Raw genomic sequence first — 23,447 nt, 5'->3', positions numbered from 1 at the left:
ATGCTTCTTTTATCGCCTCAAAATCTCGATGCTCTTTGTTTTTTTACCGGTACATTGGCATCAAGTTGAGATTTTGCCAAATCAATAGCTTGTTTTACTTCTATTGGCAGATCATGCCAAAAATCTTCTTCTGATAAGCCTACTAATGCTTTTATCTCATTAAGTAAAATATCATCGTTGCTTTGAACAATCTTTTCTACGATTTTATATTTTAATTCAATATCCATAAATTCATTTATAATTATAAAGATACTAATTTACATCTGCTAAACTGATCATTCCCGCTTCCCCATCTCCTGCAAAATTGCCCGCTCCAGTTCATCAGGATGAAGCGAACCAATAATGTAAACCAAACCATCACGGTCTGTTAAGTGAATGGCGCAATTGCCTGTGGTGTAAAAGCGGATAGTCCCTTTTTTATGGAGATTATAAACCGGATTATTTAAAAAATACCGGCTGTAAGGTTTTTGTTCTACCTGGGTGATACTGTTTAAGTCGATTTTAACCAGTTGTGTGGTCCATAAACCGTCTATCAGCACGCTTTTGTTCATTACCCTGATCCGGAAATGCAGTATAAAGCCCATCAGGATAGAAATCCCCAGGATCCCAAAACCAACAATTAGCAGCAAGTCGCCTTTGCGCTCCCGCTCAACGGTAAAAAAATAAACGGCAAAACAAACGATAGATAAAGCCAGACGGATAGTAATCGGGATAAACTCGCGGCCGAGGTATTGCTTTTCGGTAAAAGCTGGTTTGGTACTCATATTATTTGGTTGGACAATTCGAAGATAATAACTTTTTTGGTGCCTTTTTGCACTTTGTAACGGTCGTCTAAACGGTAACCAGCTATCCAGATAATTTCCTGGTTGCCATTTACAAGTACCGGGATCACGGATTTTTGATGCAGCGGCACTTTTTGATGTATAAAAAAATCGCTCAATTTCTGCTTGTTTTGCATCCCCAGCGGAAAAAAATAATCTCCGGCTTGCCAGTTGCGCAGGGTTAGCGGAAAGATCAGTTTTTCGGCAGCTACAGAAGTCGCCATCGGATTATTTTTTACAATTAAGGCTGTTTCATCATGCAAAAGCTTTAGTTTAAAACCTTGAAAATTTACTTCGTTTTGATTTTCTGCAATCAGCAATACTTCTTTTATCGGTGTTTTTTTAGGTTGAATAATGATTTCTGTTCTATCCAAAACCAATTGATGCGAAGGCGATTCAAAGATTTTTCCGGAATGTTTTTCTAACGAAAGCAGCAAATCATTTACAATTTGTTCGCTGAAATTAAATTCGCGTAGCAAACCAAAAAGCAATAATTTCTGCGGATTCAGGTTTTTCAAATCAGAAATCCTAATTCTTAACTCCAATTTTTGCCTGATAAAAACAGTATCACGCAAATGCTGCAACTGGTTTTCCAGCAATTGTTCTAATTGCCGGAAATGCTCCAAATTCTGTTCAAAAGTTTTTTCGAGGTTTGGGTTGAGTTCTTTCAGCTTTGGCACCACTTCCAGCCTGATTTTATTTCGGGCATACTTTACAGAAGCGTTGGAACTGTCTTCCACAAAATCAAGCTTTTCTTCGGCACAAATTTCATCTATATTTTCTCTCGATAAAAACAGCATTGGCCGAACTAATTTTCCATTTTTTGACAGGATTCCGTGCATTCCTGCAATTCCGGTCCCTCTCGTCAGGTTCAATAAAATTGTTTCAACCGAATCATTTTGGTGATGCGCTAAAGCGATTACATCAAAATTTTCTTCGGCACAAATCTTTTCAAACCAATTATAACGTAATTCTCTTGCTGCCATTTGTGTGGAAATATGGTTTTTAGCGGCGTAAGCATTCGTGTTAAATTCTGTTAAAAAAAACGGAACTTGGAGCTGATCAGCTAAATTTGAGGTGAAATCCTGGTCACGTTTAGCTTCTGCGCCGCGCAATTGGAAATTACAATGGGCAATGGCAAAATCAAATCCCGAACTTTTAAGCAGGTGCGCCAGTAAAACAGAATCTTTGCCGCCGCTAACCGCAGCAAGCACTTTTTTTTGTTTGGTAAAAAGAGCATGCCGGGCAATAAATTCCTGAAATGGTAAAACGGGCAGCATTTTTCAAACGTACATAAAATTTCAATTTACTGTTTTGTAAAATTTACAGATGAAATTGAAATGATTTAATAAACCATTCAAAAAGTTAATTTTGCAACGTGCATAAATTATTGATTTCGTTTTGTTTACTCCTGCTTACAATTTCTGTTTCGGCGCAGAAAAAACCAACTAAAGTTATACTGGTTTCGTCTGAAAAAACTTTGTTTGCCAAAGTTAACGGCGTAGATGTGGTAAAAGTTTACAGAGGGACTTTTCAGCATGAAAACGCAACCTTACAATCAGACAGCGCCTATTTTTACCAGCAACGAAACGCTTTTGATGCTTTTGGCCATGTGGTTATCCATCAGGCAGATACTTTAAATATCTATTCTGATTTATTAAATTATAATGGCAATACGCATATTGCCATCCTGACCAATAACGTTCGTTTGGTTGACAAAGACGCTACTTTAAGCACTAATCATTTAAATTACAATACTTTAACCCGTTACGGAACTTATACCGATGGCGGCACGCTCAGCCAAAATGAAAATACTTTGGTGAGCCGTAATGGCTATTATTTTGGTTTTTCGAGAGATTCTTACTTTCGTTATGATGTTGTTTTAACCGGAAAAGATGCGCTGGTAAAATCGGATACAATGCGCTATAACTCCAATTCTAAAATAGCTTATTTCTATGGGCCGACACACATCTATCAAAAAACGGATACGCTGTACACGGAATGGGGAACTTACAATACCAACAACCGGCAAGCTTTAGGCACAAAAAATAACCGTTACCAGCAAGGTTCAAAAACGATGGTAGGCGACACTTTATTTTTTGATGATATAGCTGGTTTTGGCCGCGCCAACAATCATATTGTTTTCAATGATACTCAGCAAAAAATAAAGTTATTTGGCGATTTAGCGAATTATTATCAAAAACAAGAACGAACGGTTGTTACCAAAAACGCTTATGTAATTTTTGTTACAGAACAGCGCGATTCTGTTAACCGGGATTCTGTTAACCATCCTGAAAAGTATGCGGTAAAAAAAGCATCAGCCAAAACCACTACTGCTGCTTCCGCAGAAAAAAGTGCGGTAAAAACAGCATTGCCTCCCAAACAATCACCAAAACTTGCTGCTACGGAAAAAACTCGCCCACCTTTGCTAAAAGATACCGTCATTATTAAAAGGGATTCTATTTATTTAACTGCGGATACTTTAGAAAGCTATGTTTCAACTTATAAAGCTGAAAAAATAAAGCGTGAACAGATGTTTTTAGCAGGTTTACGTGATACATCTGTTAAAGCCAGGCCAAAACCTAAACCAAAAATTAAAGGCAAAAACGATTTAGAAGCCATACAAGTTGATTTACGGAATTTAACAGATACCACTTACTTACACCGTGAGTTTTTTGGTAAGATGATTTTGCCTAAACCAGAAAAAAAACGGGTGGTAGATACGATGGCCATCAGGAAAGCAAGGCAGGATTCTATCCGGAAAAGCATGGAAAAAGATCCCGTTTATGCTACCAGAAAGGTTGTTTTGAGCGATACTTCCCGTGTCCGGGTTATCAATTCCTGGCATCACGCTAAAATATTCAAATCTGATTTACAGGCTGTTGCTGATTCGATCACTTTCAGCAATAGTGATTCGCTTGTCCGTTTATATGTCAAGCCAATTATCTGGACGGAAGGTTCGCAGTTAACCGGCGATACCATTTATCTTCAGCTTAAAAACAAAAAGCTGGACAATATGGATTTGATCAGGCATTCTTTTGTGGTTAATACGCAAGGCGATTCTACTAATTTTAACCAGATTTCCGGTAAAAAAATCCGTGGCATTTTTAATAATAACAGGTTGAGTACGCTTTTTGTGGATGGCAATGCAGAAAGCATCTATTTTGATTACGAAAATAACAAGGCCACCAAATTAAACCATTCCCTTAGCAGCCGCATCCGCATCCAGTTAAAGGAAAACAAACCCAGCCTTATCGCTTTTTTAAGCAAAGTAGATGCACAGCTTTATCCGGCAGAAGGTTTAAAAGACGATCAGAAAATTTTAAAAGGGTTTATCTGGAAACCCAAAGACAGGCCTGTTTCTAAAGAATCCATTATTCCGGGGCTTGCCGGTAAACCGAAAAAGGCAGCACCTCCGCCTAAATCAAAAACAACACCGGCACTAAAGGTAAAACCAGACTTGGCAAAAGGAAGTTTACCTATAAAATAAAATGCTTCTTTTAAGGCAGATTTTTATGCGGTAAAAGAAGCATCGCTAAATTATTTCTATTGATATGAATTTAACTGCTGTCCGTGCCTTAAAATATCCTAATTTCAGGTTATACTTTTCCGGCCAGGCTATTTCCCTAATTGGTACCTGGATGCAGCGGATGGCAGTAAGCTGGCTGGTTTTCAAACTTACCCATTCTGAATTTATGCTGGGCCTGGTTGTTTTTGCCGGACAAATTCCCATCATGCTGTTATCTCCTTATGGCGGCGCCTTGACCGACAGGCATAGCCGTTACAAAGTTTTGCTGTTTACCCAAATTTCTTCTATGCTGCAGGCCGGCCTCCTTGCTGCTGTTGTGCTTACCGGACATTACGATGTAACAATTATTATTATCCTGAGTGTTGTTTTGGGGATCATCAACGCTTTTGATACGCCTGCAAGGCAATCTTTAATGATAAATTTAGTAGATGATAAAAAAGATTTGCCAAATGCTATTGCGCTAAATTCATCGATGGTTACGCTTGCCCGTTTATTAGGCCCGGTTGCAGCAGGCATTATTTTGAGCAATTTTGGCGAAGGTGTTTGTTTTGCTGCCAACTTCATCAGTTTTGTGGCCGTAATTGCTTCGCTTTTGCTAATGAAAATACAACCGGAACAAAGAAAACCCAACAAGCAGGATATTTGGGAAGGCTTGCGGGATGGGTACGGTTATTTACAGAAAAATGCAGGCATCCGTTCGGTTATCCTGCTGATGGCTTGTACCAGCTTTTTTGTCATGCCTTATTCTACTTTGCTGCCAGTTTTTGCTACCGATATCTTTCATGGCAACGTTACTACTTTTAGCTGGTTAAATTCTATATCCGGTTTGGGCGCTTTAGGCGGCGCTGTTTATATGGCAACTTTAAAACCGGGTAAAAGCCTGTTAAAAATAATTGCTTACTGTAGTGCGCAATTTTCCCTCAGCCTGATTTTATTTGCTTTAACCGGATTTTTCCCGCTGGCTTTATGCTTTATCATGGCTGCCGAGTTTGGTATGCTATCACAAATTGCTGCTTCCAACACTTACATTCAAACGCATGTAGATGAAAACATGCGCGGCCGCGTTATCAGTTATTATGTAATGGCTTTTCAAGGTATGTCGCCAATTGGTAGTTTACTGATCGGTTTTTTAGCTCATTATTTTGGTGCTTCGCTGATTGTTTGTGCCGAAGGTGTTGCCGGTGTTATTGCTGTAATTTGTTTTATCCCTTATTTTAAAAAAGCAGGGACAGAAAACCTGCATGGCCTTCGTGAAAAAATTCTCAGGTCCAGTACAAAATTGAAGCCTTCGGAAAACGCCTAACAATTTGCTGCTCAAAAAAGGTTTTAAGCTGTTTCATTACTTCTTTTGTATAGACAAATTTTCTTCCGCCAAATTTATTGGTTTTTGTTGATCGTGTTGCTTCGTCCATTTCCAAACTTGTATTTGGATACCATTCCAGCAAAACATCTTTAGAACCTGGTGTAAAACGATGGCTGATCAGCTCGAAAGTTAAATCACAAGGAAAATCTAAATGTTGCTCCAACTGCTCAAATAACGCATTATAATGTTCTTCCCAATTCGGAATAGGCATAATTGGTGCTAATACAATTCCAATAGGATAATTTCCACCGCCCTGCTCTCTTGGCAAAGCTAATTTTCTTAAAGCTTTAATCCGTGCAGAGACAGAAGCTGTACCGCCTTCCAAACGTCTGGCAACAGGTTCTGCATTTAAACTGATCCGGAAACGGGAATGGCCATTATGCGGAATATTCAACAAAGGTTGTATCGCATCAAACTTGGTAACAAAACGTAAATAGCTATTTTCTCTTTCCCCAAAAAACTTAATCGTTTTTTCCAGTCCGCCGGTTAAATGTTCTAAACTTAGTGGATCAGTATAACAACTGGCTTCAAAAGTGGTAGGTTGATTTAAACGTTCAAATCGATACAAACTATCAAGAATAGCAGGCAAATTTGCAAAAACACGGATAGCAGGCGGACCGGATAAACTACCAGCCAGATAGCAATACTGACAATGTGCAGGGCAACCTTCAGCCAGATGGAATTGCCAATCAGCAGAAGGCGGTATCGGGCGTAAATTAAATGAACTCGGCGGTGCGTTTACAATAGCCAAAGTATTTTTGGCAATTTTATAAGTTTCGCGTTCGGTTGTACCGCGCAAACCTGTAATGCGGTTATTTTTTAAAATTTCTACAGCTAAACCCTGATTAGTAATGCGTTCATACAACTCCTGTCCGTACGGCTCTTTTAAAGCATCAGGCGTAATAACTACCCGTTTGGGCATCCATAATTTGTAGGGTTTGTATTCTTCTTCCGGAAGGAATGCTTCTTTTACCTGCTCAAAATCTGCTGTTAACTGCATATATAAAAATACGCAGAAAGGAACTATCTAAAGTAGCAGCGGGACAATATGACGCTTGTTTAACACATCCAAAAACTGCTTAAATCACTATAAAAAATCCTTTTTACAGGATTAAAGAAGCGGTTTGCAAGGCCACAATATCTTCCAGTCCACCAATAGTTGGGTCGTTAACGTTTGAAGATTTTACCAGTTTTTTACGCAAATAATAAGCGCCGTAAGTAGCGGCAACGGCAACCGTTCCTCCAAGTATAGCTCCGGCAAGGGCACTTCCGTTTCTCGACTTGTACAATGCTGCACCGGCTAATGCACCGCTAAGCCCTCGCCCAATTAAACCTGCCTTCACAATCCGGTCCGGCGCATCGGGCAGTTTATCGCCGGCCATTTCTGCAAGTGTTAAAGCTTTTAACCCGATAGCAACGTATCTTTTTTGCAAAAAACCAAAAGGAAACCCGGTTAATAAAGGCGAAGGGGCTTTAGAAAGATAACCGCTAAGCGCAGATATTGAAGCTAATGACCGCATACCGGATACAATAGCAAGTCCGGTTGTTGGCCAGAAACGGTTTAATGGTTTTGGTTCCATAAATATGATGATTGAGGTTTTGTTGAAATTATGCCTTATCAGGCTTATTTAAAGAAACAGTTACCTGGCTTACAATGTTTTCCAGCTCTTCCAAATCAAAAGGTTTAGCCAGAAAAGAATCTGCGCCAGCCTGTTGTGCTAAAGTTTTGATATCATTATTTGCCGAAAAATAAACCACTGGTATGTTCTTTAAATGTTCCTGTTGTTTAATGGTTTGCGTTGCAATAATGCCGCCCGAATCTGGTATCCAGTTGTCCATCAATATTACATCCGGCATAATACTTTCTACTTTTTCTATAATATTATTGCAGTTAGAAAAGGTACTCACTTCCCATCCTTGTTCTTCTAATATATAGGTACAAATAGCAAGTATATCTTCATCATCATCAAAAATCAGCACTTTTTTAGCCATAGTAGTGTTCATCGTTATTAAATCAGCATAAATAAAAAAGCCTTACTGCAATTGGCTTTCTATTTAAACGACTGTTGGTTGTTAGCTTTGTATTTTAAGTTTTGTATCAGCAAATATTGCACCGCGATACCGATCACCGTTTTTATGCATTATTCTAAACTCAGATTTTGTTTGGTGAACAGTATTTTTAAAAAAAAGTTTAGGCATTATTGCTGTTTTTTCATTTTCAAATAACCAGAATGCTTCTTTTATCACCTAAAAATCTTCATTGTATTTAGCCGTTTTCAATCCCCGAACAATTATTTATCTTTGCACTTTATATGAAGCATTTGCATAACACCCTGTTTTCCTGCTGCTTCTTTCAAAAAAACTTTAAAACACAAAAACTGACCTGCCGAATTTTGTGCAGCAGCAATGAGATATGGATTATCCTGAAATTGAAAAAAGAAAAACCTTCGCCATTATTAGCCACCCCGATGCCGGTAAAACTACTTTAACCGAAAAATTTTTGCTGTTTGGCGGAGCCATCAATACCGCCGGGACCATTAAACGGAACAAAGCCAGCCAAAGCAATACTTCTGATTTTATGGAGATTGAAAAGCAGCGCGGTATTTCTGTGGCCACGTCTGTAATGGGATTTGAATATAAAGACAAGCGCATCAATATTTTAGATACACCCGGCCACAAGGATTTTGCAGAAGATACTTACCGTACGCTTTCTGCTGTGGATAGTGTGATTTTAGTTGTGGACAGCGTAAAAGGTGTGGAAGAGCAAACCGAAAAACTGATGGCGGTTTGCCGGATGCGAAATACGCCGGTGATTATTTTCATCAATAAAATGGACCGTGAAGGGAAAGATCCTTTTGATTTGCTGGACGAGATTGAGAAAAAACTGAGTTTAAGCTTGTGCCCACTTTCCTGGCCGATTGGTCAGGGTTATACTTTTAAAGGCGTTTATAATATTTTTGATAAACAACTTAACCTGTTTCAGCCGGATAAATCTAAAGTAACAAAACCGATTATTCAGGCAGAAAATCTGGATGATGAAACGTTAACAGAGTTTCTTCAACCCAAAGAAATAAGCGGATTAAAAGATGATCTGGAATTGATTCACGGTGTTTACGGTAAGTTAGACGAAGAATTATACTTAGACGGATTATTGGCTCCTGTATTTTTTGGAAGCGCCGTAAATAATTTTGGAATCCGCGAATTGCTGGATACTTTCATCAACATTGCTCCAAGTCCGAAAAGCCGCGAAGCGATAGAACGCGAAGTTTTAGCAACGGAAAAACCTTTTACCGGATTTGTTTTTAAAATTCATGCTAACCTCGACCCAAACCATCGCGACCGGATTGCTTTTTTAAGGATTTGTTCCGGGAAGTTTGAACGGAACAAGTTTTATTACCACACGCGTTTGGGCAAGAAATTAAAGTTTAGCAACCCAATGGATTTTATGGCCAACGAAAAAAGCCTGGTAGAAGAAGCATGGCCAGGCGATGTAGTTGGTTTGTACGACAGCGGTAACTTTAAAATTGGCGATACTTTAACGGAAGGTGAAATACTGCAATTTAAAGGTATTCCAAGCTTTTCTCCGGAGATTTTTAAGGAAGTAGAAAATGCTGACCCAATGAAAACCAAACAATTGGAAAAAGGAATCCAGCAATTAACGGAAGAAGGCGTGGCGCAGCTTTTTATCCAGCAGCCTGGAAACCGCAAAATTGTGGGAACAGTTGGCGAGCTGCAGTTTGAAGTGATCAGCTTCCGTTTGGAGCACGAATATGGTGCAAAATGCCATTTCCGTCCGTTAACTTTTCGTCGTTCCAGTTGGTTAACTTCTAAAGACAAAAAGAAAATGGAGGAAATTATGTACCGCAAGCAACACCAAATCAGTACCGATAAAGATGGGAATACTGTTTTTTTAGCTGATAACGATTATATGATCAATCTGGCAAAACGTGATTTTCCTGAAATTGAATTTCATACAACTTCGGAGTTTACTAAGAATTAGGTGGTAAAAGAAGTATTAGGTTGATTATAACAGGATTGAAAATCCGTAGCTAGAAGGACGGGATTACAAATCCCGACCAGTAGAATTAGGTGCTAAAAGAAGTATGGGTTGTTTGTTGGTAGCGACGGCAAAGAAGCTATTTTGCAAAATCCCTAAGAATACCATTAATAGAAAGATCTTCGTCTATTAAAGGCCAATGTATGCCATAACCCGAAGGAGAAATTCTGTACATTGCCCTTTCTACATCAGTTGCAGCTTGAAGTTTAGCAGATAACTTATCTAAAGGTATGGTAAGTTCATTACCATCAATAGTTAGCATAATAAAATCTTTATTGAAATGAATGGCCTCTATTTTATGTGTAGCTATCATGTTGTCTTTTTAAAAAAATTATTCCAGGAATCTGCTATCGTATCAAAGTTTTGAAATATGATCTTCCTTATTTCTCGTTTATCTTTTGGCGACATGTTATAACTAAACTCTTCTTTTATATCCATTTCATCAACTAAAATCCAATATTTGCAATCCATATCGCCTTTCTCAGCATGGATATAAATTGGCTCCTTGTTTTCATTTGCGTAAAAATAAAGCCTCCATCCCCAAATAAATAAAACTGTTGGCATACAACTCAAAAGTAATAATTATCGTTCTAATCTGTACATAAGCTCTATTAGATTTATTCTTTCTAATACCCTTAGTTACAAATTCGGATTTTTTGGTTCCAATTGGTAACCTCCTCTACCGATAAAAAGAAAATGGAAGAGAAGTGTATCGCAAACAATACCAGATCAGCACCGATAAAGACGGCAATACTGTTTTTTTAGCTGATAATGATTACATGATTAATTTAGCTAAACGTGATTTCCCGGAAATTGAGTTTCATACTACTTCTGAGTTTACTAAAAATTAGGTGGTAAAAGAAGTATGAGTTGTTTTATAAATAGAATTAGAAATCCGTTACTGGAAGGACGTATTTACAAACCCCTGCTGGTCGGGATTTGCAATCCCGTCCTCAGAGCTAAGGATTTCTAATCCTACTATTCCATCAACAAAACATCAATCAACCCCTGTTGCCCGGCATAATTAATAGCCGAACTATAAACGTAATGTTCTGGTTCGTAAACAATACCGGCCGCCACCGGATTATAATGCAAATAATCCAGCTTTTGTCCCTGCTGGTCGGGATTTGCAATCCCGATCCTTGAGCTAAGGATTTCTAATCCTACTATTCCATCAACAAAACATAATCAACCCCTGTTGCCCGGCATAATTAATAGCCGAACTATAAACGTAATGTTCTGGTTCGTAAACAATACCAGCCGCCACCGGATTATAATGCAAATAATCCAGCTTTTGTCCCATCATCGCATTGGTGTCTAATTCTATCGGGTGAAAGCCATCCTGCCAGAATTTATATTCCTTGTTTTTAAAATTGGTCCTTCCGGCAAATTCAAATTTATCCAATAACCATTCTTTCCGGCTTTCATTAATTTCTTTGATTACAGCAACAATACTTTTAGAAGTAAACTTTTTAAAGTCGCGCAGGATATCAGAAAGCTTTGTATTTTCCTCTGCAGAAGCAATTAAATGCAAATGGCTGGGCATTAAACACCAAGCGTATAACACCAGGCCTTTTTCTTTCTGGCAGTATTTTAAACTTTCTATTACAATTTCTGCCAGTTCTTTACGGGTAAAAACATCAATCCAGTCAATAACGGTAACTGTCATAAAATAAATTCCGTTGTTGCTGACTTTGTATTTAAAACCCATGTTTAAAATTTATAAAATTGGATTACAAATCCGTGGCTCAAAGATCGGGATTACAAATCCCGACCAGTTTAAATTGCAAATCCCGACCAGAAGCATGATCCAACAAAAATGTACAAAGCTCCTTAAGCTCTTTCGTACAATAGTGATTAGAAATCCCCAGCTCAAAGATCGGGATTGCAAATCCCGACCAGTTTAATACTTTCTGCGTTTAGTTGGTTTTTCTTTTTTAAACAGGCAACAGGCAACCCAGAACCGGCAACTCTTTTTAATCCGTCGCTTCTTCGCCTTTTTCTCCCAATTCAACAATATCTCCATCTTTAAATAATATTGCCTGAATCGTTTCCCGCCAAATTGGTTTTTGCCTCAACAGAAATTCCAAATCCATTCCAAAATGCTTAAATTCTTCTTTTTGCGCATTTTTCATGATGGCTTTTGCCTGCTCGTCTTTTTCTACTGCAATGCGTTGTTCGTACCAGTTGATCGCTTCGGCTTCTTCGGTTAAAGAAGCAATCATCCGGGCAAAAGTCCTTGTTTTTTCCGGTAGCTCGTGCGCTGGCTCGTGATATTGATCGAATCCCATAAATAGTTTTAATTTAAATTATTGAAGCGTAAGTTGAACATTTTATACCGGTAAAAGAAGCATCTATACAAAAATGTTCAGGATCAATACGCCGGCTAAGCCAATAAAAGCAACCAGCGTTTCCATAATTGACCACGACAATAACGTATTTTTAATGCTAAGGTTGAAGTATTCTTTATACAACCAAAAACCAGAATCATTCACGTGCGAAAACATCAGGCTGCCCGCACCAATGGATAAAACCATGAGGTTAGGGTTGGTATGTGTAGCAACCATCAGCGGCATAATAATGCCGGCAGCGGTTAAACCGGCAACCGTTGCAGAACCAATACAAACCCGGATAATGGCCGCAATCAGCCAGCCTAAAAGCAAAGGTTGCAGGTTAAAGCCTTGTAGCAAGGCGGCAATATCGTTGCTGGCGCCGCTATCGGTAAGCACTTGTTTTAATGCTCCGGAACCGCCGATAATAAGCAAAATAGAAGCAATGTCTTTAATGGCATCACCGTAAATGTCCATCAGTTTTCCTATATTTTTTTTCTGGAAAACACCAAGCGAAAAAGTAGCAAATATCAAAGCGATCAGCAGTACAATAGATGGTGCAGCCAGAAAAGAAAACAGGTTTTTAACAGCAGGGCCAAGCTGAAAGGCAAGCGGAAGCAAGGTTAAAGCCATCAGTAAAATAACGGGTAAAAGTGCCGTTAAAAAGCTGTTTGCCGTTCCGGGCAACTGGTTTTCCGGCAGTTCTACGGCTACAAAAGCTTGTAAGGGTTGCGAAGATATTTTCTTTAAAAATCCCGAAAAAAACAAACCTGAAATAACGACTGCCGGAATGGCAATCACAATTCCATACAATAAAGTAATGCCCATATCTGCATGAAACTGAAAAACCATTGCCGTTGGCGATGGATGCGGCGGTAAAAAACCATGTGTTACGGATAACGATGCCAGCATGGGCAAACCCAGATAAACCGCAGGCAGTTTGTATTTATAAGCGATAGAAAAGATCAGCGGGACCATCAGCACAAAACCAACGCCGTAAAACAAAGGCATGCCGATAATTAATCCGGTTAACATCAAAGCTAAACGAATGTATCTGGTACCGAAAACCTGCATCATTACGGCTGCTATTTTTTGTGCTGCGCCACTGTCTGCAACCAGCTTGCCCAACATTGCCCCAAGCGTAATGATGATGGCGATAGAGCCAAGCATGTCGCCAATTCCTTTTTCTATCGAAGCCGCTACTTTATTTAACGGGATGCCCAGCAACAAAGCCGCAAGTACCGAAACCAGCAGAAATGCAAGGAAAGGATGGATTTTGAGCCAGCCGATCAGCACAATGAGCGCTAAAATGAGGAGGCTGATGATAAAAAAAGTCATGCGTAAATTTTTATAAACATACATTTAAGATGCTTCTTTTAGGCAGTAAAAATTGGTTTGTGATTTTTTTGAAAAACAGGTCCATAAAAAAACCCCTTTATCAGGGGTTTTTCAGGTAAAACCAATTGCAAAGCTATTTTTTCTTTTTGCTGCTTGCTAAATCTTTGCCTGCCTTGCTTTTTTCGTCTTTAGATGCTTTAGGATCCTTTAATGTTTTTGCATCCTCAGATTTTGATTTTTCTTTAGTAGCCATAATTTAAAGATTTTAAGGTAAACGGTTAATAAACATTGGTAAACTTATAACAGTAAAAATAACGGTAGGTTTTTAAAAAATTGCAGGAACAAAAGACTTTTACATCAGAAAATTTATTGGGACCAAGTACAAAACTATTGCTGCAATAAAGCTTAAAGTAATAAAATTATTTTAAGCTTTTAAACAATAAAAATAAAGTATCAGCGTATAATATAAAATACATTTTACTGTAAAAAAGTACAATTAGTGCAGCATTTAAACTACATTAATTTAATTATATAAACCAAGTACCTTATATTTACGTATAGTAATCCAACGCCTAAAACAAGAAAATACATGAATCAAAATTTTTTTAAAAAATCAATTTTACTTTCTGTTGCCCTTTCTGTTACTATATTGGGTTCAAGCCCTAAATCATTCTTAAATTTTAAAACCAAAAACACTTCTGTAAATGCCCGCGGTAAAAAGGCATTCTCTCCTTCAGAAGTTTTATATTCTGCTTACTTAACCAATATTTATCAAACTGCCAACCTGTATGCTTCCGGTTTAGATGCCAGTGTTTTTGCAAAGGCCGTTACCGGGTATTATAACCTTAAAAAAGCAGGCAACTTAAATGATGATAAATCCATTATTACCATTGTAGATTTTAATAAGCCAAGCCATACCAAGCGGATGTGGATCATCAACCTGCAGGATGCAACTTTGCTGATGAATACCTGGGTTGCACACGGACAAGGTAGTGGTGATGATATGGCCAATCAATTTTCTAACATTGACAGTTCACACCAAAGCAGTTTAGGCTTTTACTTAACCGGCGAAATTTATACTGGCAAACACGGCCGTTCACTTCGTTTGGATGGAATGGATGCCAATTTTAACTCTAATGCCCGCCAGCGTGATATTGTAGTACATGCTGCTGATTATGTTAGTCAGCAAACCATTAATTCGATGGGCCGTTTAGGCAGAAGTTTTGGCTGCCCTGCTGTTGCGCCTGAACTTGCTTCTACCATTATCAACACCATTCAAAATAAAACAGTGTTATTTATTAATGGCTCCGACAGTAAATATCATTCTAAATATTTAGACCAGAGCTTTGTAGCCAACTACTTATTTCCGGGGGCAAACAATACGCATGGCCCGTTACAGGCCATGCTGTAAATACTTCTTTTACGACAACATTTTTTGGATATGCGTATAAAGTACAATATCCAAACCGTAAACATCCGGCCGGTAAACTAACTTTCCGTTTTCTGCCCAACACGTAACATAAGTAATGTAAACAGGAACTTTTTTAGGTAAAGAAATATTAGTGGCCGTTGGGTCAGTTTCCTGCATATCGTTTTCTATTTGCTCGTATTTTTTCCCGTCGCCAAATAAAACGTGAGCTAATTCGAGTGGTTTTTCCAGCCTAACACAACCGTGGCTTACTGCCCGCATAGATTGTTTAAAAGCTGCTTGTGCAGGCGTATCGTGCAGGTAAACACTGCTTTTATTGGGGAATAAAAATTTGATTTTCCCCAGGGCATTTCCCTCGCCGGATTGCTGTTTGAAACTGTAAGGCATATTATTTTTAGAAACAGAAGCCCAGTTGATCGTTTCGGGATTTTCTACCTTTTTGCCATTCTCGTACACATCAATATTTTTGTTCGATAAATAATAAGGATCGGCGGCAGCATCTTTTATAATCTCGTTTGAGGCAATACTTTCCGGAATATTCCAAACCGGATTCACCTGAACACTGTAAATTTCACTATTTAATTGAGGCGTTTCGCGACTGAAAGGAACATCGCGTACTTTATCATCTTCGCTGTATTCTTCGAGTTTATTTGTATAAGATTTGTTCCTTCCTTCGCCCACACAAACTTTCATGCTTAAAATTGATGAGTCGTGGTCTATCACATTTAAACCAAAATTGGCAATGTTTACCAGCACATAACGGTCTTCTTTCGGTTTGTTCTTCCAGCGTAAACGTTCCAGGTTCACTTTTAAAATGCGTTCTGTTTCAATCTTAGTCATTCCCGGTGCGGTTTCGCCCATCGCCAATGCTTTTTGCAAAGCTATATACTGCGGATTTTTAGGCTGAATGCTATCCAAAAAAGCCTTTAAATCTTTTACTTCAAAAACATGGTTCATGCTTAAACTATCCGGCCTTTTGGTTTCGGTAAAGTAACGCGCATAAATTTTCTTTGGGCTGATGACACCAAACTGCAACGCATTGCTGTAATTAATTAAAGAATTAGCTGTTACTATTTCCAGTTCTGCCAATGTTTTGTAGGCTTCTTCTTTTGTTTTGATGCTGTTTTTATCGGCTATTTTTTTTAATAGCGAATCGATTTGTGCTGCCTGAAACATTTTAGGGTCCAAACCATGTTCTGCTGCATGCTGATAATAATTTTCTACTACCTCAAGTTCATCTTTGGGCAGATGCTGCAGTACAAAAACCGGCTCATAATCATTCTGCTGATAAAAAGCAGAAATAAGCTGAGGATTGGTCATCAATGATTTTTTCTCGATCAGCATCTGCTGAAAAACCGGTGAAAACTCGTCGGGAACGAGTTGTTTATAAACCTTATTATTTTTATACTTATTACCAATAATTTTTGCCATTTCGGAATGCGGCTTTTTCTTGCATCCGTTTATCACCAGCAAAACCAATAAAGAAAACAAGACAAATTGGGTATAACGGCTAATTTTATTCATACTTTTTGTTTAAGTTTAAGTGTAGTAAATACATTGTTTAGAATTATATGTTTTAACTGCTGTTGGCTTTGCTTCTGTAGTAATTATATTTTAGGTCGATAATTTTATGTCGATGCTTCTTTTACCGGATAAAAATTATGCTGATAAAAGAAGCATTAAGGATAATACGTATTTCGTTTTGGTGTTCCGGTAAAACGGATAACTTCTATCGCATCCTGAACTGGCTTTGGCAAACTGGAAAGCAGGTTATAACCGGTGTTTTTTTCGATATCCCTTATGGTACAAACATACTGCATCCAGTTTGGGCCTATGCCGTTATCATTCGGTGTATCAACCGCAATAACGGTAGTATTTCGATTAATCCTTTTTAAATCATTGTTTCCGTTTGGAATAATTACTGCAACTTTCCAGATCCGGGCAGGTACATTAATCCTGCCTTCATCAATTGTTGTAGCATAACCTTTAGAACCCGTTCCGCCCGTACCATAACTGCCCATCATCACGTAAACCTCCTTGCCTTGTTGCACCTGCGTCCGGCAATAATCCTCCAGGTGCTCCCAGGTGCGCTGGTTATTGTACGGCGCCTGCGGTACAATGTTATCCATCAGGAAAGTGGCCGAATTGGCATCAGTTGTATTTGTCCGGTCGCCCGAAGGGCAATTGTGGCCTTTATCAAAACCAGAATTTTTATAGCTGTAATCCTGCGCCTCGTACCAATCGGCAGGCAATTTGGTATCTGGCCGAAAATTATTTAAACGGTTGGTGCTGCCCAGATCTGCGGCATCCAAATGCCAGCAAACCCAGTTCGGCCCGCACCTGTCGCGGCTGTAACTTTCCGTATAATATTTTTGGTTGATAAGGTAGTTGTTATAATTGCTTAAATCAGCCGTTGCACCGCTCGGGTTACCGCATAACAAATTATTATTATCGTTAGCAGCAACAGAATCTGTACCTGTTGGCTTGGTGTAAACAATGGTATCGCCGGTGCTAACCGACGTGCCTGCCTCGCTTTTAATATCCTGCGTACCGGTAATGGTAAAATCATCCAGATTGATCCGGTTTTTACCGCCCGTAAGCTTTCTGATCTCGAACCGGAGCCTTCCCGTTTTATGAATGTTAAAAGTAACGGTTTTTAAGGTATGTCTGCTGCTGGTTATCGTGGCACCGGTTTGCTTATAGGTTTTATCTCCGTTTACTACAACAAACAAAGCCCAGGAAGAAGCGCCGTCGTTTCCGTAAGCAGCATGTTTTAGGGTTACCGAAGCAGCGCCTTCCACCTCAAAAAGCATACTGATTTTACCGTTGTTTTTTATACGGACAGCCTGACTGCCTGTTTTGAAATCTGCTTCGCTGTTGGCAATCAGTGCATCTGCAAAAAACCATTTACCGGTTTTTAAATTAACGGTACCGTTTGCATAAGCAGCTTTATGCCCCTGCTCAAAATCTTCGTTAATAGTTTGTACAGTATGATAATTCCCTCCATAACTTACCGAAGTTGAGTTTACAGGCAGACTGGAAGTATTGCTACTGTTGCCTCCGCAGGAACTTAACAGGGCAAAAGTTATAAAAATAAACGCAAGGCAATAGTATTTAGCAATAACTGGGTACATCTGCTGGTAAAATTTCGGCTAAAATTACTGCTAAAAATTTTATCAACAGCAGAAAATTTATCAGAAATTGCTACATATAAAGGCAATCTTCACACAAGCATAAACCGAAACTGGTATGGCGGACATCGTTACTAACCGTCAGCTCAATTTTACAATTGGTGCAATATTTAACTTCAGGTACGATGTAAGGATGAACAGGGACTGCTGTATCCTCATTAATTGGATTGTTGTTAATAGCTGTGCTCATACTCGAGATTTATAATTGGATTTATACCCTTTTACAAAATCCGGTCCTATAAATTTTCTTGCGGCAAAACCAGTTATTTAGTAGAATGATGTAGAAAACCTTCCTTAAAAGAAGTATGGCATTGATTTTTTAGGGGAGAATTTTCAACAGTAATACTCCGGATAAAAGTTTGTGCTGTACCTGAAATTGAATTCTGCTGATGCTTCTTTTACCCTATTAAAATTTGCGAACGATAAACTTTTTATTAAGTTTGCAACCCAAACGGGGGATTAGCTCAGCTGGCTAGAGCGCTTGCATGGCATGCAAGAGGTCATCGGTTCGACTCCGATATTCTCCACTTTAATGATCAGGCTTTTGGGTGATGAACTTGAAGGCCTGATTTTTTTTAGTTTAATATTAGCTCAATATGTTTTTACGCCCGCAGAACAAATTTTGTAGATACTGGCATCATATAAGTTCATTTTTTATTTCATCAATTCAGCTACTTTTCTTTGTAATTCTTCTTTATCCGGTAGGTAAAGCTGGTATTTAGAAACGAAAATATTATTGGTAATTCCACCTGTCGCATACTCCACTAATATTTCATCTTTATCTGCTGATAGAATTATTCCTATAGGTTCATTATCACCTTCTACATTTTCTTCTTTTTTAAAATAATTCAGGTAAAGGTTCATTTGTCCAATATCATTATGTTGTACTTTTCTTATTTTAAGATCGATAAGTACAAAGCATTTTAATATCCGATGGTAAAATACCAGATCAATATAAAAATGATTATTACGCAATGAGATTTTATACTGCCTGGCAATAAATGCAAATCCTTTACCTAATTCTAAAAGGAACAATTGCAAGTTTTCGATGATCTTTTGTTCAAGTTGTTTTTCAGTTATTCTGTAGGCCTGGGTTATTTGTAAAAAGTCCAATATGTAAGGATCTTTAGTAATATCCTTTGGATTCGTTACTGCATGGCCTTTTTCAGCCAGCTCAAGTATGCTGGCCTTATTTCTACTTATTAATGCAAGTCGCTCAAATAACGCAGCATCCACTTGTCTTTCTAGTTCACGTGTCCCCCAATTTTCTTTTACAGATTGAATTTCATAAAACTTACGTGCGGTAACATCAGAAACGCCAAGCAAAATAACTATATGTGTCCAGCTCAATTTGGCAGGCACTGCCTGCCATTTCTGATAGCTCAAATAAAACCTACGCATATCCAGAACGTTTCGCCTGCCAAATCCCTTGCCATATCTCAACTTCAAATCTTTAGAAAGAATTGACAGTAAATCGCTTCCGTATTCGGCCCGCTCACTCCCGTCCTGCTCATATTCTACGATGTGCCTGCCGATTTCCCAGTTAGCCTTTACTAAATGAGTATTGATAGCTTTAATAGCTTCTATTCTTGCATGCTGAATAGTATTGCCAATGTTATCGAGTAATAGGAAATAATTGTTTTGATCTGAAGCGGTTAAACCCAGTTTAAAATTATAAACCAGCACGTTAATTTGTCGGGCTAAAAAAGTCAGTCCAACATTTCTTGTATAGACAAACTTAAAAAAAGTTATGTAAGTAGCTTATAATGACAATAATATATTTAATAGAATTTAAAAAATGTTTATATAGTTCAGATTAGGCATGGCATGCAAGAGGTCATCGGTTCGACTCCGATATTCTCCACTTTAATGATCAGGCTTTTGAGTGACAAATTTAAAGGCCTGATTTTTTTTAGTCTCCGATTAGCCAAATACCTTTTATTAAATTTTTATTATTTTCTCAGAATCTTTCCATAAAAATTATAGTACAAAAATTTGCACAAATTTTTGTTATAATTTCTTTTTTTAAAAGAATTATATATCTTTATCATACACTATCTTCTTAAAAAAGAACACTTTACTTTATGAATAAAAAACTTACTTTTTTTAATATAATTTTAATAATATTGCTTAGTTCTTGTGGGTCTTATAAAAACATCCCTTACTTTCAGGACCTAAACCATACAACAGCTTCTAAAGAGGAGGTACAAAATTATTCTCCCCTAACTATACAACCAGCAGATATTTTAGGGGTTAATGTGAGCAGCAGAAACCCGGAGTCTTCTAACATATTCAATTACAACCTAAACCGTGTAAATGGCAACAATTACGATATATCCCAGGAAAACCCAATTACTGGTTATCTGGTAGATCAAAAAGGCGATATTCATTTGCCTCTCGTTGGCAATCTGAAAGCTGCAGGCCTTACTACTTCAGAGTTAAGGGAAAAACTCCAGCAAATGCTCCTTACCTATTTTAAGGACCCCGTTGTTAATATCCGGATCATCAATTTTAAAGTTTCTGTTTTTGGTGATGTCCAGAAACCTGGCATTTATACTCTAACAAACGAACGGACAACCATTACACAAGCATTAAGCTTAGCGGGAGATTTAAACATTACCGCAATGCGTACCAATATAACGCTGATCAGGGAACAGGATGGCAAAAGGAACTTTATCCCGATTGACCTTACTTCCAAGAAGCTGTTTGAGTCGCCTTACTTCTATCTAAAGAACAACGACGAAATTTATGTGCAGCCAGACCGCACCAAGTATGCAACCGTTGACCGTGGTTACCGTACTGCAACCTTAGTGCTTTCCGGGCTTTCTATTATTGCCATTGTTCTTTCCAACTTATACCGGTAATTATCATGAGTACACAACCTGTTCAGTTCACGACGTTTACCATTCCTGAAAAAAAAGCTCAGGCTACTGATATCAAAAGTGCCTTCAACCGGTATCTGTATCACTGGCCTCTTTTTATCCTGGGGTTAATTATAGCAATGGCTGGGTTATTCTTTTACCTGAAAATAGCTAAACCGGTTTATGAAATTAAAGCGTCACTACAGATTAAAGACGAAAAGAAAACACCGGACCAACAGCTAGCGCTGGAGAAACTGGACCTGGTAAACAATGCAAAAATTATAGAAAACGAAATCGAAGTTTTAAAATCGAAACAACTTATCGGCCAAGTGGTGCAGGATTTAAAGTTGTGGGTTTCCTATCAAAAAAAAGAAGGCTTTTTAGCGGAGCAAGATTTATATAAATCTACCCCTATCATATTTAATTTACTGGAATCAAATGGTAATTTTAATAATAAGAAATTCAATATTGTTATTAAAGACAAAAATTCATTTTATCTCCAGTTATCAAACGGAAAACTAAAGGAGCTTTCTTTTAAGGACCATTTTACCAACAGTTTCGGTACCTGGAAACTGGAACCAACAGCAACACTTCCTCAATACCAAGGCGAAACAATTGTCATAACACTTACCGATCCTGATAATACTGCTCTACAGTATCAGAAAGCAATTGACGTAAGTTTATCCAATAAGTTAGCAACAACTTTGGCTTTATCCCTTAATGATGCCGTACCGCAAAGGGGAAAAGATATTTTAAACCGCTTAATCTATAATTATAACCTTTCAGGTAAAACCGAAAAAAACCGGGAAACAAAAAGCACATTAGATTTTATAGACCAAAGGCTAAGTTCTTTAAGCAGCGAATTAGCGCAGGCAGAAAAAGAAATAGAGGACTTTAAAAGCAGCAGGGGCTTAACAGACATCAGCTCTGATTCGAAGATTAGCCTGGAAAATATGCAGGCCAATGATACACGTTTGAATGAGGTAAATGTACAACTAAGTGTAATTGATGGGATTGAAAATTATATCAATTCTTCCAAAAATACAGGCAGGGCCCCGGCTACTTTAGGCATTACCGATCCGGCATTAACTGTAATGATTGGCAAGTTATCAGAGCTGCAATTGCAACACGACAAACTGCTGGCTACGACGCCGGAAACCAACCCGGATTTTGAAGCTATAAATAACCAGATCCAAACTACCCGCAATGCGATCAGGGAAAGTGTTAGAAACATCCGGGCATCTTTATTAAGTTCCCGGCAAAAGCTGCAAGGCTTTAATGCCAAATTTGAGTCTTCCATTAAAGGTATCCCGACCCAGGAACGCGAATATGTAAGCATGAAAAGGCAGCAGGAGATTAAAGAAAATTTATATACTTATCTCCTGCAGAAACGGGAAGAAGTAGCGGTAAGTTATGCTTCTACGATAGCTGATGACCGTATTGTTGACTATGCTTATTCCACTCCGGCTAAATCAAATCAATCGTTAGCCTTTGCTGCTGCTTTAGCTTTAGGGCTTGGTTTACCAGCAGGCTTAATTTATGCAAGAAATAGCCTGAGCAATAAAATTACCTCTTTACAGGAAATAAAAGACCAGGTTACTGTACCTGTGATAGCCGAACTGCCTTTTGAAGCCTCAAAAAACCCAATTGTGATTAACAGCGGCGCAACTGCCATTAGTGAGCAGTTTAGAGCTTTACGCACCAAGATGCATTACTTATACGGCGAGAAAGAAAGCGGAAGGGTTACTTTATTAACTTCAAGTATCCCAAGTGAGGGAAAAAGTTTTGTGAGTAGCAATCTTGCACTTGCACTTGCTTATTCTGGCAGAAAAACGATTGTTCTGGAACTGGATTTACGCAAGCCTCAGTTAACTAAAACCTTTAACTTGTTCGGAAACCGTCCCGGCATTACAGATTATATTTTAGGGAAAGCAGACTTATCAGCTATTATACAAGCTTCTGGTTTAGATCAAAATTTAGATTTGATAGGTAGCGGGATAAACACCAATAATCCTTCTGAACTACTGGAAAGAAAACAACTGAAGGACTTAATTCTAAGTTTGCAGAATATTTATGATGATATTATTATAGATAGTCCTCCTGTACACTTGGTTCCGGATGCCATGATTCTTTCCCGTTTAACAGATCAAACTTTGTATATGGTTCGACAGGGTTTCACGGAGAAATCGGAATTAAACTTTATCAAGGAATTAAACGATCAAAAACAGCTGACAAATTTGAACCTGATTTTTAATGGTATTGAAAGGATTAAGTATGGTTATGGTTATAAGTTTAATAATAAATACTATAGTCAGGGTAAAAAAAGCAAAATTTACAATTCTATGTTCAGCAACTTTTTTAATCGATTTTAATTAAATTCACAACCATTAAACTTTAAACAGAATAGAAATAAAGTTATTGAAATATATAATAGTCCATAAATAGTGGTGCTTTTCTACCAAATCATAACTAAAGCCTATTTAAATTTTAGTTTAATAATTAACATAAGTAATAACTTCAAAAAAATA

The 23,447-nt window shown here is 38.1% G+C and carries 23 protein-coding genes and 1 tRNA gene; 8 read left to right on the top strand and 16 right to left on the bottom strand.

The genetic code is table 11. The features are described from left to right. Window positions 1–17 precede the first annotated feature (17 nt). The 3 genes from GO621_RS11065 to tilS are packed head-to-tail and all read right to left on the bottom strand — an operon-like array spanning window position 18 to window position 2,101. Window positions 18–227 (bottom strand): hypothetical protein, encoded by a 210-nt coding sequence (locus GO621_RS11065; RefSeq protein WP_157566979.1) that lies wholly within the window; start codon window positions 225–227, stop codon window positions 18–20. A 48-nt stretch (window positions 228–275) separates the two neighbouring features. Next, complete coding sequence (locus GO621_RS11060) at window positions 276–764, bottom strand: hypothetical protein (RefSeq protein ID WP_157566977.1); 489 nt, start codon at window positions 762–764, stop codon at window positions 276–278. Then, window positions 761–2,101 carry a tRNA lysidine(34) synthetase TilS gene (gene tilS / locus GO621_RS11055; protein WP_157566975.1) on the bottom strand — a complete coding sequence of 447 codons (1,341 nt, stop codon included), beginning with the start codon at window positions 2,099–2,101 and terminating at the stop codon, window positions 761–763. The genes GO621_RS11060 and tilS overlap by 4 nt, the downstream gene beginning before the upstream one ends. Window positions 2,102–2,199: 98 nt before the next feature. Here tilS and GO621_RS11050 point away from each other — a divergent pair, with 98 nt between their 5' ends. Together GO621_RS11050 and GO621_RS11045 are read left to right on the top strand one after the other, a co-directional pair. After that, window positions 2,200–4,311, top strand: coding sequence for an OstA-like protein (locus GO621_RS11050; protein WP_157566973.1), 2,112 nt, complete (start codon window positions 2,200–2,202; stop codon window positions 4,309–4,311). Between the two features lie 64 nt (window positions 4,312–4,375). Next, window positions 4,376–5,653: an MFS transporter gene (locus GO621_RS11045; protein ID WP_157566971.1), complete on the top strand. Its 1,278-nt coding sequence runs from the start codon at window positions 4,376–4,378 to the stop codon at window positions 5,651–5,653. On the opposite strand, the gene GO621_RS11040 is transcribed toward GO621_RS11045, so the two are convergent. From GO621_RS11040 to GO621_RS11025, 4 genes are all read right to left on the bottom strand, one after another. Beyond that, the gene (locus GO621_RS11040; protein ID WP_198170219.1) at window positions 5,613–6,713 is read right to left on the bottom strand and encodes an SPL family radical SAM protein; all 1,101 of its coding nucleotides are present in this window, start codon (window positions 6,711–6,713) and stop codon (window positions 5,613–5,615) included. The two genes, GO621_RS11045 and GO621_RS11040, sit on opposite strands and share 41 nt — an antisense overlap. A gap of 103 nt (window positions 6,714–6,816) precedes the next feature. Beyond that, window positions 6,817–7,293, bottom strand: coding sequence for a DUF4126 family protein (locus GO621_RS11035; RefSeq protein ID WP_157566969.1), 477 nt, complete (start codon window positions 7,291–7,293; stop codon window positions 6,817–6,819). 28 nt (window positions 7,294–7,321) lie between these two features. Continuing rightward, window positions 7,322–7,717, bottom strand: coding sequence for a response regulator (locus tag GO621_RS11030; RefSeq protein WP_157566967.1), 396 nt, complete (start codon window positions 7,715–7,717; stop codon window positions 7,322–7,324). Between the two features lie 69 nt (window positions 7,718–7,786). Further along, complete coding sequence (locus GO621_RS11025; protein WP_157566965.1) at window positions 7,787–7,960, bottom strand: hypothetical protein; 174 nt, start codon at window positions 7,958–7,960, stop codon at window positions 7,787–7,789. A 166-nt stretch (window positions 7,961–8,126) separates the two neighbouring features. Here GO621_RS11025 and GO621_RS11020 point away from each other — a divergent pair, with 166 nt between their 5' ends. Then, the gene (locus GO621_RS11020; RefSeq protein ID WP_157566963.1) at window positions 8,127–9,713 is read left to right on the top strand and encodes a peptide chain release factor 3; all 1,587 of its coding nucleotides are present in this window, start codon (window positions 8,127–8,129) and stop codon (window positions 9,711–9,713) included. A 136-nt stretch (window positions 9,714–9,849) separates the two neighbouring features. On the opposite strand, the gene GO621_RS11015 is transcribed toward GO621_RS11020, so the two are convergent. Both GO621_RS11015 and GO621_RS11010 read right to left on the bottom strand, forming a co-directional pair. Next, window positions 9,850–10,083: a DUF2442 domain-containing protein gene (locus tag GO621_RS11015; RefSeq protein WP_157566961.1), complete on the bottom strand. Its 234-nt coding sequence runs from the start codon at window positions 10,081–10,083 to the stop codon at window positions 9,850–9,852. After that, window positions 10,080–10,334 (bottom strand): DUF4160 domain-containing protein, encoded by a 255-nt coding sequence (locus tag GO621_RS11010; RefSeq protein ID WP_157566959.1) that lies wholly within the window; start codon window positions 10,332–10,334, stop codon window positions 10,080–10,082. Before GO621_RS11010 ends, GO621_RS11015 begins: the two co-directional genes overlap by 4 nt. Before the next feature lie 143 nt (window positions 10,335–10,477). On the opposite strand from GO621_RS11010, the gene GO621_RS11005 reads away from it, so the two are divergent. Continuing rightward, a complete protein-coding gene (locus GO621_RS11005; RefSeq protein WP_157566957.1) occupies window positions 10,478–10,621 on the top strand; it encodes a hypothetical protein in 144 nt (47 codons plus the stop codon). Between the two features lie 323 nt (window positions 10,622–10,944). Here GO621_RS11005 and GO621_RS10995 read toward each other — a convergent pair whose 3' ends face one another. The 3 genes from GO621_RS10995 to GO621_RS10985 all read right to left on the bottom strand — a co-directional run bounded on the left by GO621_RS10995 (window position 10,945) and on the right by GO621_RS10985 (window position 13,438). Further along, window positions 10,945–11,481 carry an REP-associated tyrosine transposase gene (locus GO621_RS10995; RefSeq protein WP_157566955.1) on the bottom strand — a complete coding sequence of 179 codons (537 nt, stop codon included), beginning with the start codon at window positions 11,479–11,481 and terminating at the stop codon, window positions 10,945–10,947. A 265-nt stretch (window positions 11,482–11,746) separates the two neighbouring features. After that, complete coding sequence (locus GO621_RS10990) at window positions 11,747–12,061, bottom strand: ferritin family protein (RefSeq protein ID WP_157566953.1); 315 nt, start codon at window positions 12,059–12,061, stop codon at window positions 11,747–11,749. Between the two features lie 63 nt (window positions 12,062–12,124). Next, complete coding sequence (locus tag GO621_RS10985; RefSeq protein ID WP_157566951.1) at window positions 12,125–13,438, bottom strand: gluconate:H+ symporter; 1,314 nt, start codon at window positions 13,436–13,438, stop codon at window positions 12,125–12,127. 589 nt (window positions 13,439–14,027) lie between these two features. On the opposite strand from GO621_RS10985, the gene GO621_RS10980 reads away from it, so the two are divergent. Beyond that, window positions 14,028–14,849 carry a murein L,D-transpeptidase catalytic domain family protein gene (locus GO621_RS10980; protein ID WP_157566949.1) on the top strand — a complete coding sequence of 274 codons (822 nt, stop codon included), beginning with the start codon at window positions 14,028–14,030 and terminating at the stop codon, window positions 14,847–14,849. 9 nt (window positions 14,850–14,858) lie between these two features. Here GO621_RS10980 and GO621_RS10975 read toward each other — a convergent pair whose 3' ends face one another. The 3 genes from GO621_RS10975 to GO621_RS10965 all read right to left on the bottom strand — a co-directional run bounded on the left by GO621_RS10975 (window position 14,859) and on the right by GO621_RS10965 (window position 18,248). Then, entirely contained in the window at window positions 14,859–16,391 is a 1,533-nt protein-coding gene (locus GO621_RS10975) for a L,D-transpeptidase scaffold domain-containing protein (RefSeq protein ID WP_157566947.1), read from the bottom strand. Window positions 16,392–16,546: 155 nt separating this feature from the next. Then, the gene (locus tag GO621_RS10970) at window positions 16,547–18,001 is read right to left on the bottom strand and encodes a DNA/RNA non-specific endonuclease (protein ID WP_157566945.1); all 1,455 of its coding nucleotides are present in this window, start codon (window positions 17,999–18,001) and stop codon (window positions 16,547–16,549) included. A 70-nt stretch (window positions 18,002–18,071) separates the two neighbouring features. Continuing rightward, window positions 18,072–18,248, bottom strand: coding sequence for a hypothetical protein (locus GO621_RS10965; RefSeq protein WP_157566943.1), 177 nt, complete (start codon window positions 18,246–18,248; stop codon window positions 18,072–18,074). Between the two features lie 263 nt (window positions 18,249–18,511). On the opposite strand from GO621_RS10965, the gene GO621_RS10960 reads away from it, so the two are divergent. Beyond that, window positions 18,512–18,585 (top strand) — tRNA-Ala (locus tag GO621_RS10960). A gap of 127 nt (window positions 18,586–18,712) precedes the next feature. On the opposite strand, the gene GO621_RS10955 is transcribed toward GO621_RS10960, so the two are convergent. Next, window positions 18,713–19,744 (bottom strand): PDDEXK nuclease domain-containing protein, encoded by a 1,032-nt coding sequence (locus GO621_RS10955; RefSeq protein ID WP_198170218.1) that lies wholly within the window; start codon window positions 19,742–19,744, stop codon window positions 18,713–18,715. A 398-nt stretch (window positions 19,745–20,142) separates the two neighbouring features. Between GO621_RS10955 and GO621_RS10950 the strand changes: the two genes are divergently transcribed. Further along, a complete protein-coding gene (locus GO621_RS10950) occupies window positions 20,143–20,922 on the top strand; it encodes a polysaccharide biosynthesis/export family protein (RefSeq protein WP_157566941.1) in 780 nt (259 codons plus the stop codon). A 5-nt stretch (window positions 20,923–20,927) separates the two neighbouring features. Further along, complete coding sequence (locus GO621_RS10945; RefSeq protein WP_157566939.1) at window positions 20,928–23,291, top strand: GumC family protein; 2,364 nt, start codon at window positions 20,928–20,930, stop codon at window positions 23,289–23,291. Window positions 23,292–23,447: the final 156 nt, after the last annotated feature.

Source organism: Mucilaginibacter arboris (assembly GCF_009754915.1).
GTDB lineage: Bacteria > Bacteroidota > Bacteroidia > Sphingobacteriales > Sphingobacteriaceae > Mucilaginibacter_A > Mucilaginibacter_A arboris.
The sequence above is the reverse complement of the archived record's forward strand: the minus strand, read 5'-3'. Positions and strand labels throughout refer to the sequence as shown.

Coding starts and splice junctions, on each gene's coding strand:
- GO621_RS11065 (WP_157566979.1), bottom strand. CDS start 227: ATGGATATTGAATTAAAATATAAAATCGTAGAAAAGATTGTTCAAAGC.
- GO621_RS11060 (WP_157566977.1), bottom strand. CDS start 764: ATGAGTACCAAACCAGCTTTTACCGAAAAGCAATACCTCGGCCGCGAG.
- tilS (WP_157566975.1), bottom strand. CDS start 2,101: ATGCTGCCCGTTTTACCATTTCAGGAATTTATTGCCCGGCATGCTCTT.
- GO621_RS11045 (WP_157566971.1), top strand. CDS start 4,376: ATGAATTTAACTGCTGTCCGTGCCTTAAAATATCCTAATTTCAGGTTA.
- GO621_RS11040 (WP_198170219.1), bottom strand. CDS start 6,713: ATGCAGTTAACAGCAGATTTTGAGCAGGTAAAAGAAGCATTCCTTCCG.
- GO621_RS11035 (WP_157566969.1), bottom strand. CDS start 7,293: ATGGAACCAAAACCATTAAACCGTTTCTGGCCAACAACCGGACTTGCT.
- GO621_RS11030 (WP_157566967.1), bottom strand. CDS start 7,717: ATGAACACTACTATGGCTAAAAAAGTGCTGATTTTTGATGATGATGAA.
- GO621_RS11020 (WP_157566963.1), top strand. CDS start 8,127: ATGGATTATCCTGAAATTGAAAAAAGAAAAACCTTCGCCATTATTAGC.
- GO621_RS11015 (WP_157566961.1), bottom strand. CDS start 10,083: ATGATAGCTACACATAAAATAGAGGCCATTCATTTCAATAAAGATTTT.
- GO621_RS11010 (WP_157566959.1), bottom strand. CDS start 10,334: ATGCCAACAGTTTTATTTATTTGGGGATGGAGGCTTTATTTTTACGCA.
- GO621_RS10995 (WP_157566955.1), bottom strand. CDS start 11,481: ATGGGTTTTAAATACAAAGTCAGCAACAACGGAATTTATTTTATGACA.
- GO621_RS10990 (WP_157566953.1), bottom strand. CDS start 12,061: ATGGGATTCGATCAATATCACGAGCCAGCGCACGAGCTACCGGAAAAA.
- GO621_RS10985 (WP_157566951.1), bottom strand. CDS start 13,438: ATGACTTTTTTTATCATCAGCCTCCTCATTTTAGCGCTCATTGTGCTG.
- GO621_RS10980 (WP_157566949.1), top strand. CDS start 14,028: ATGAATCAAAATTTTTTTAAAAAATCAATTTTACTTTCTGTTGCCCTT.
- GO621_RS10975 (WP_157566947.1), bottom strand. CDS start 16,391: ATGAATAAAATTAGCCGTTATACCCAATTTGTCTTGTTTTCTTTATTG.
- GO621_RS10970 (WP_157566945.1), bottom strand. CDS start 18,001: ATGTACCCAGTTATTGCTAAATACTATTGCCTTGCGTTTATTTTTATA.
- GO621_RS10965 (WP_157566943.1), bottom strand. CDS start 18,248: ATGAGCACAGCTATTAACAACAATCCAATTAATGAGGATACAGCAGTC.
- GO621_RS10950 (WP_157566941.1), top strand. CDS start 20,143: ATGAATAAAAAACTTACTTTTTTTAATATAATTTTAATAATATTGCTT.
- GO621_RS10945 (WP_157566939.1), top strand. CDS start 20,928: ATGAGTACACAACCTGTTCAGTTCACGACGTTTACCATTCCTGAAAAA.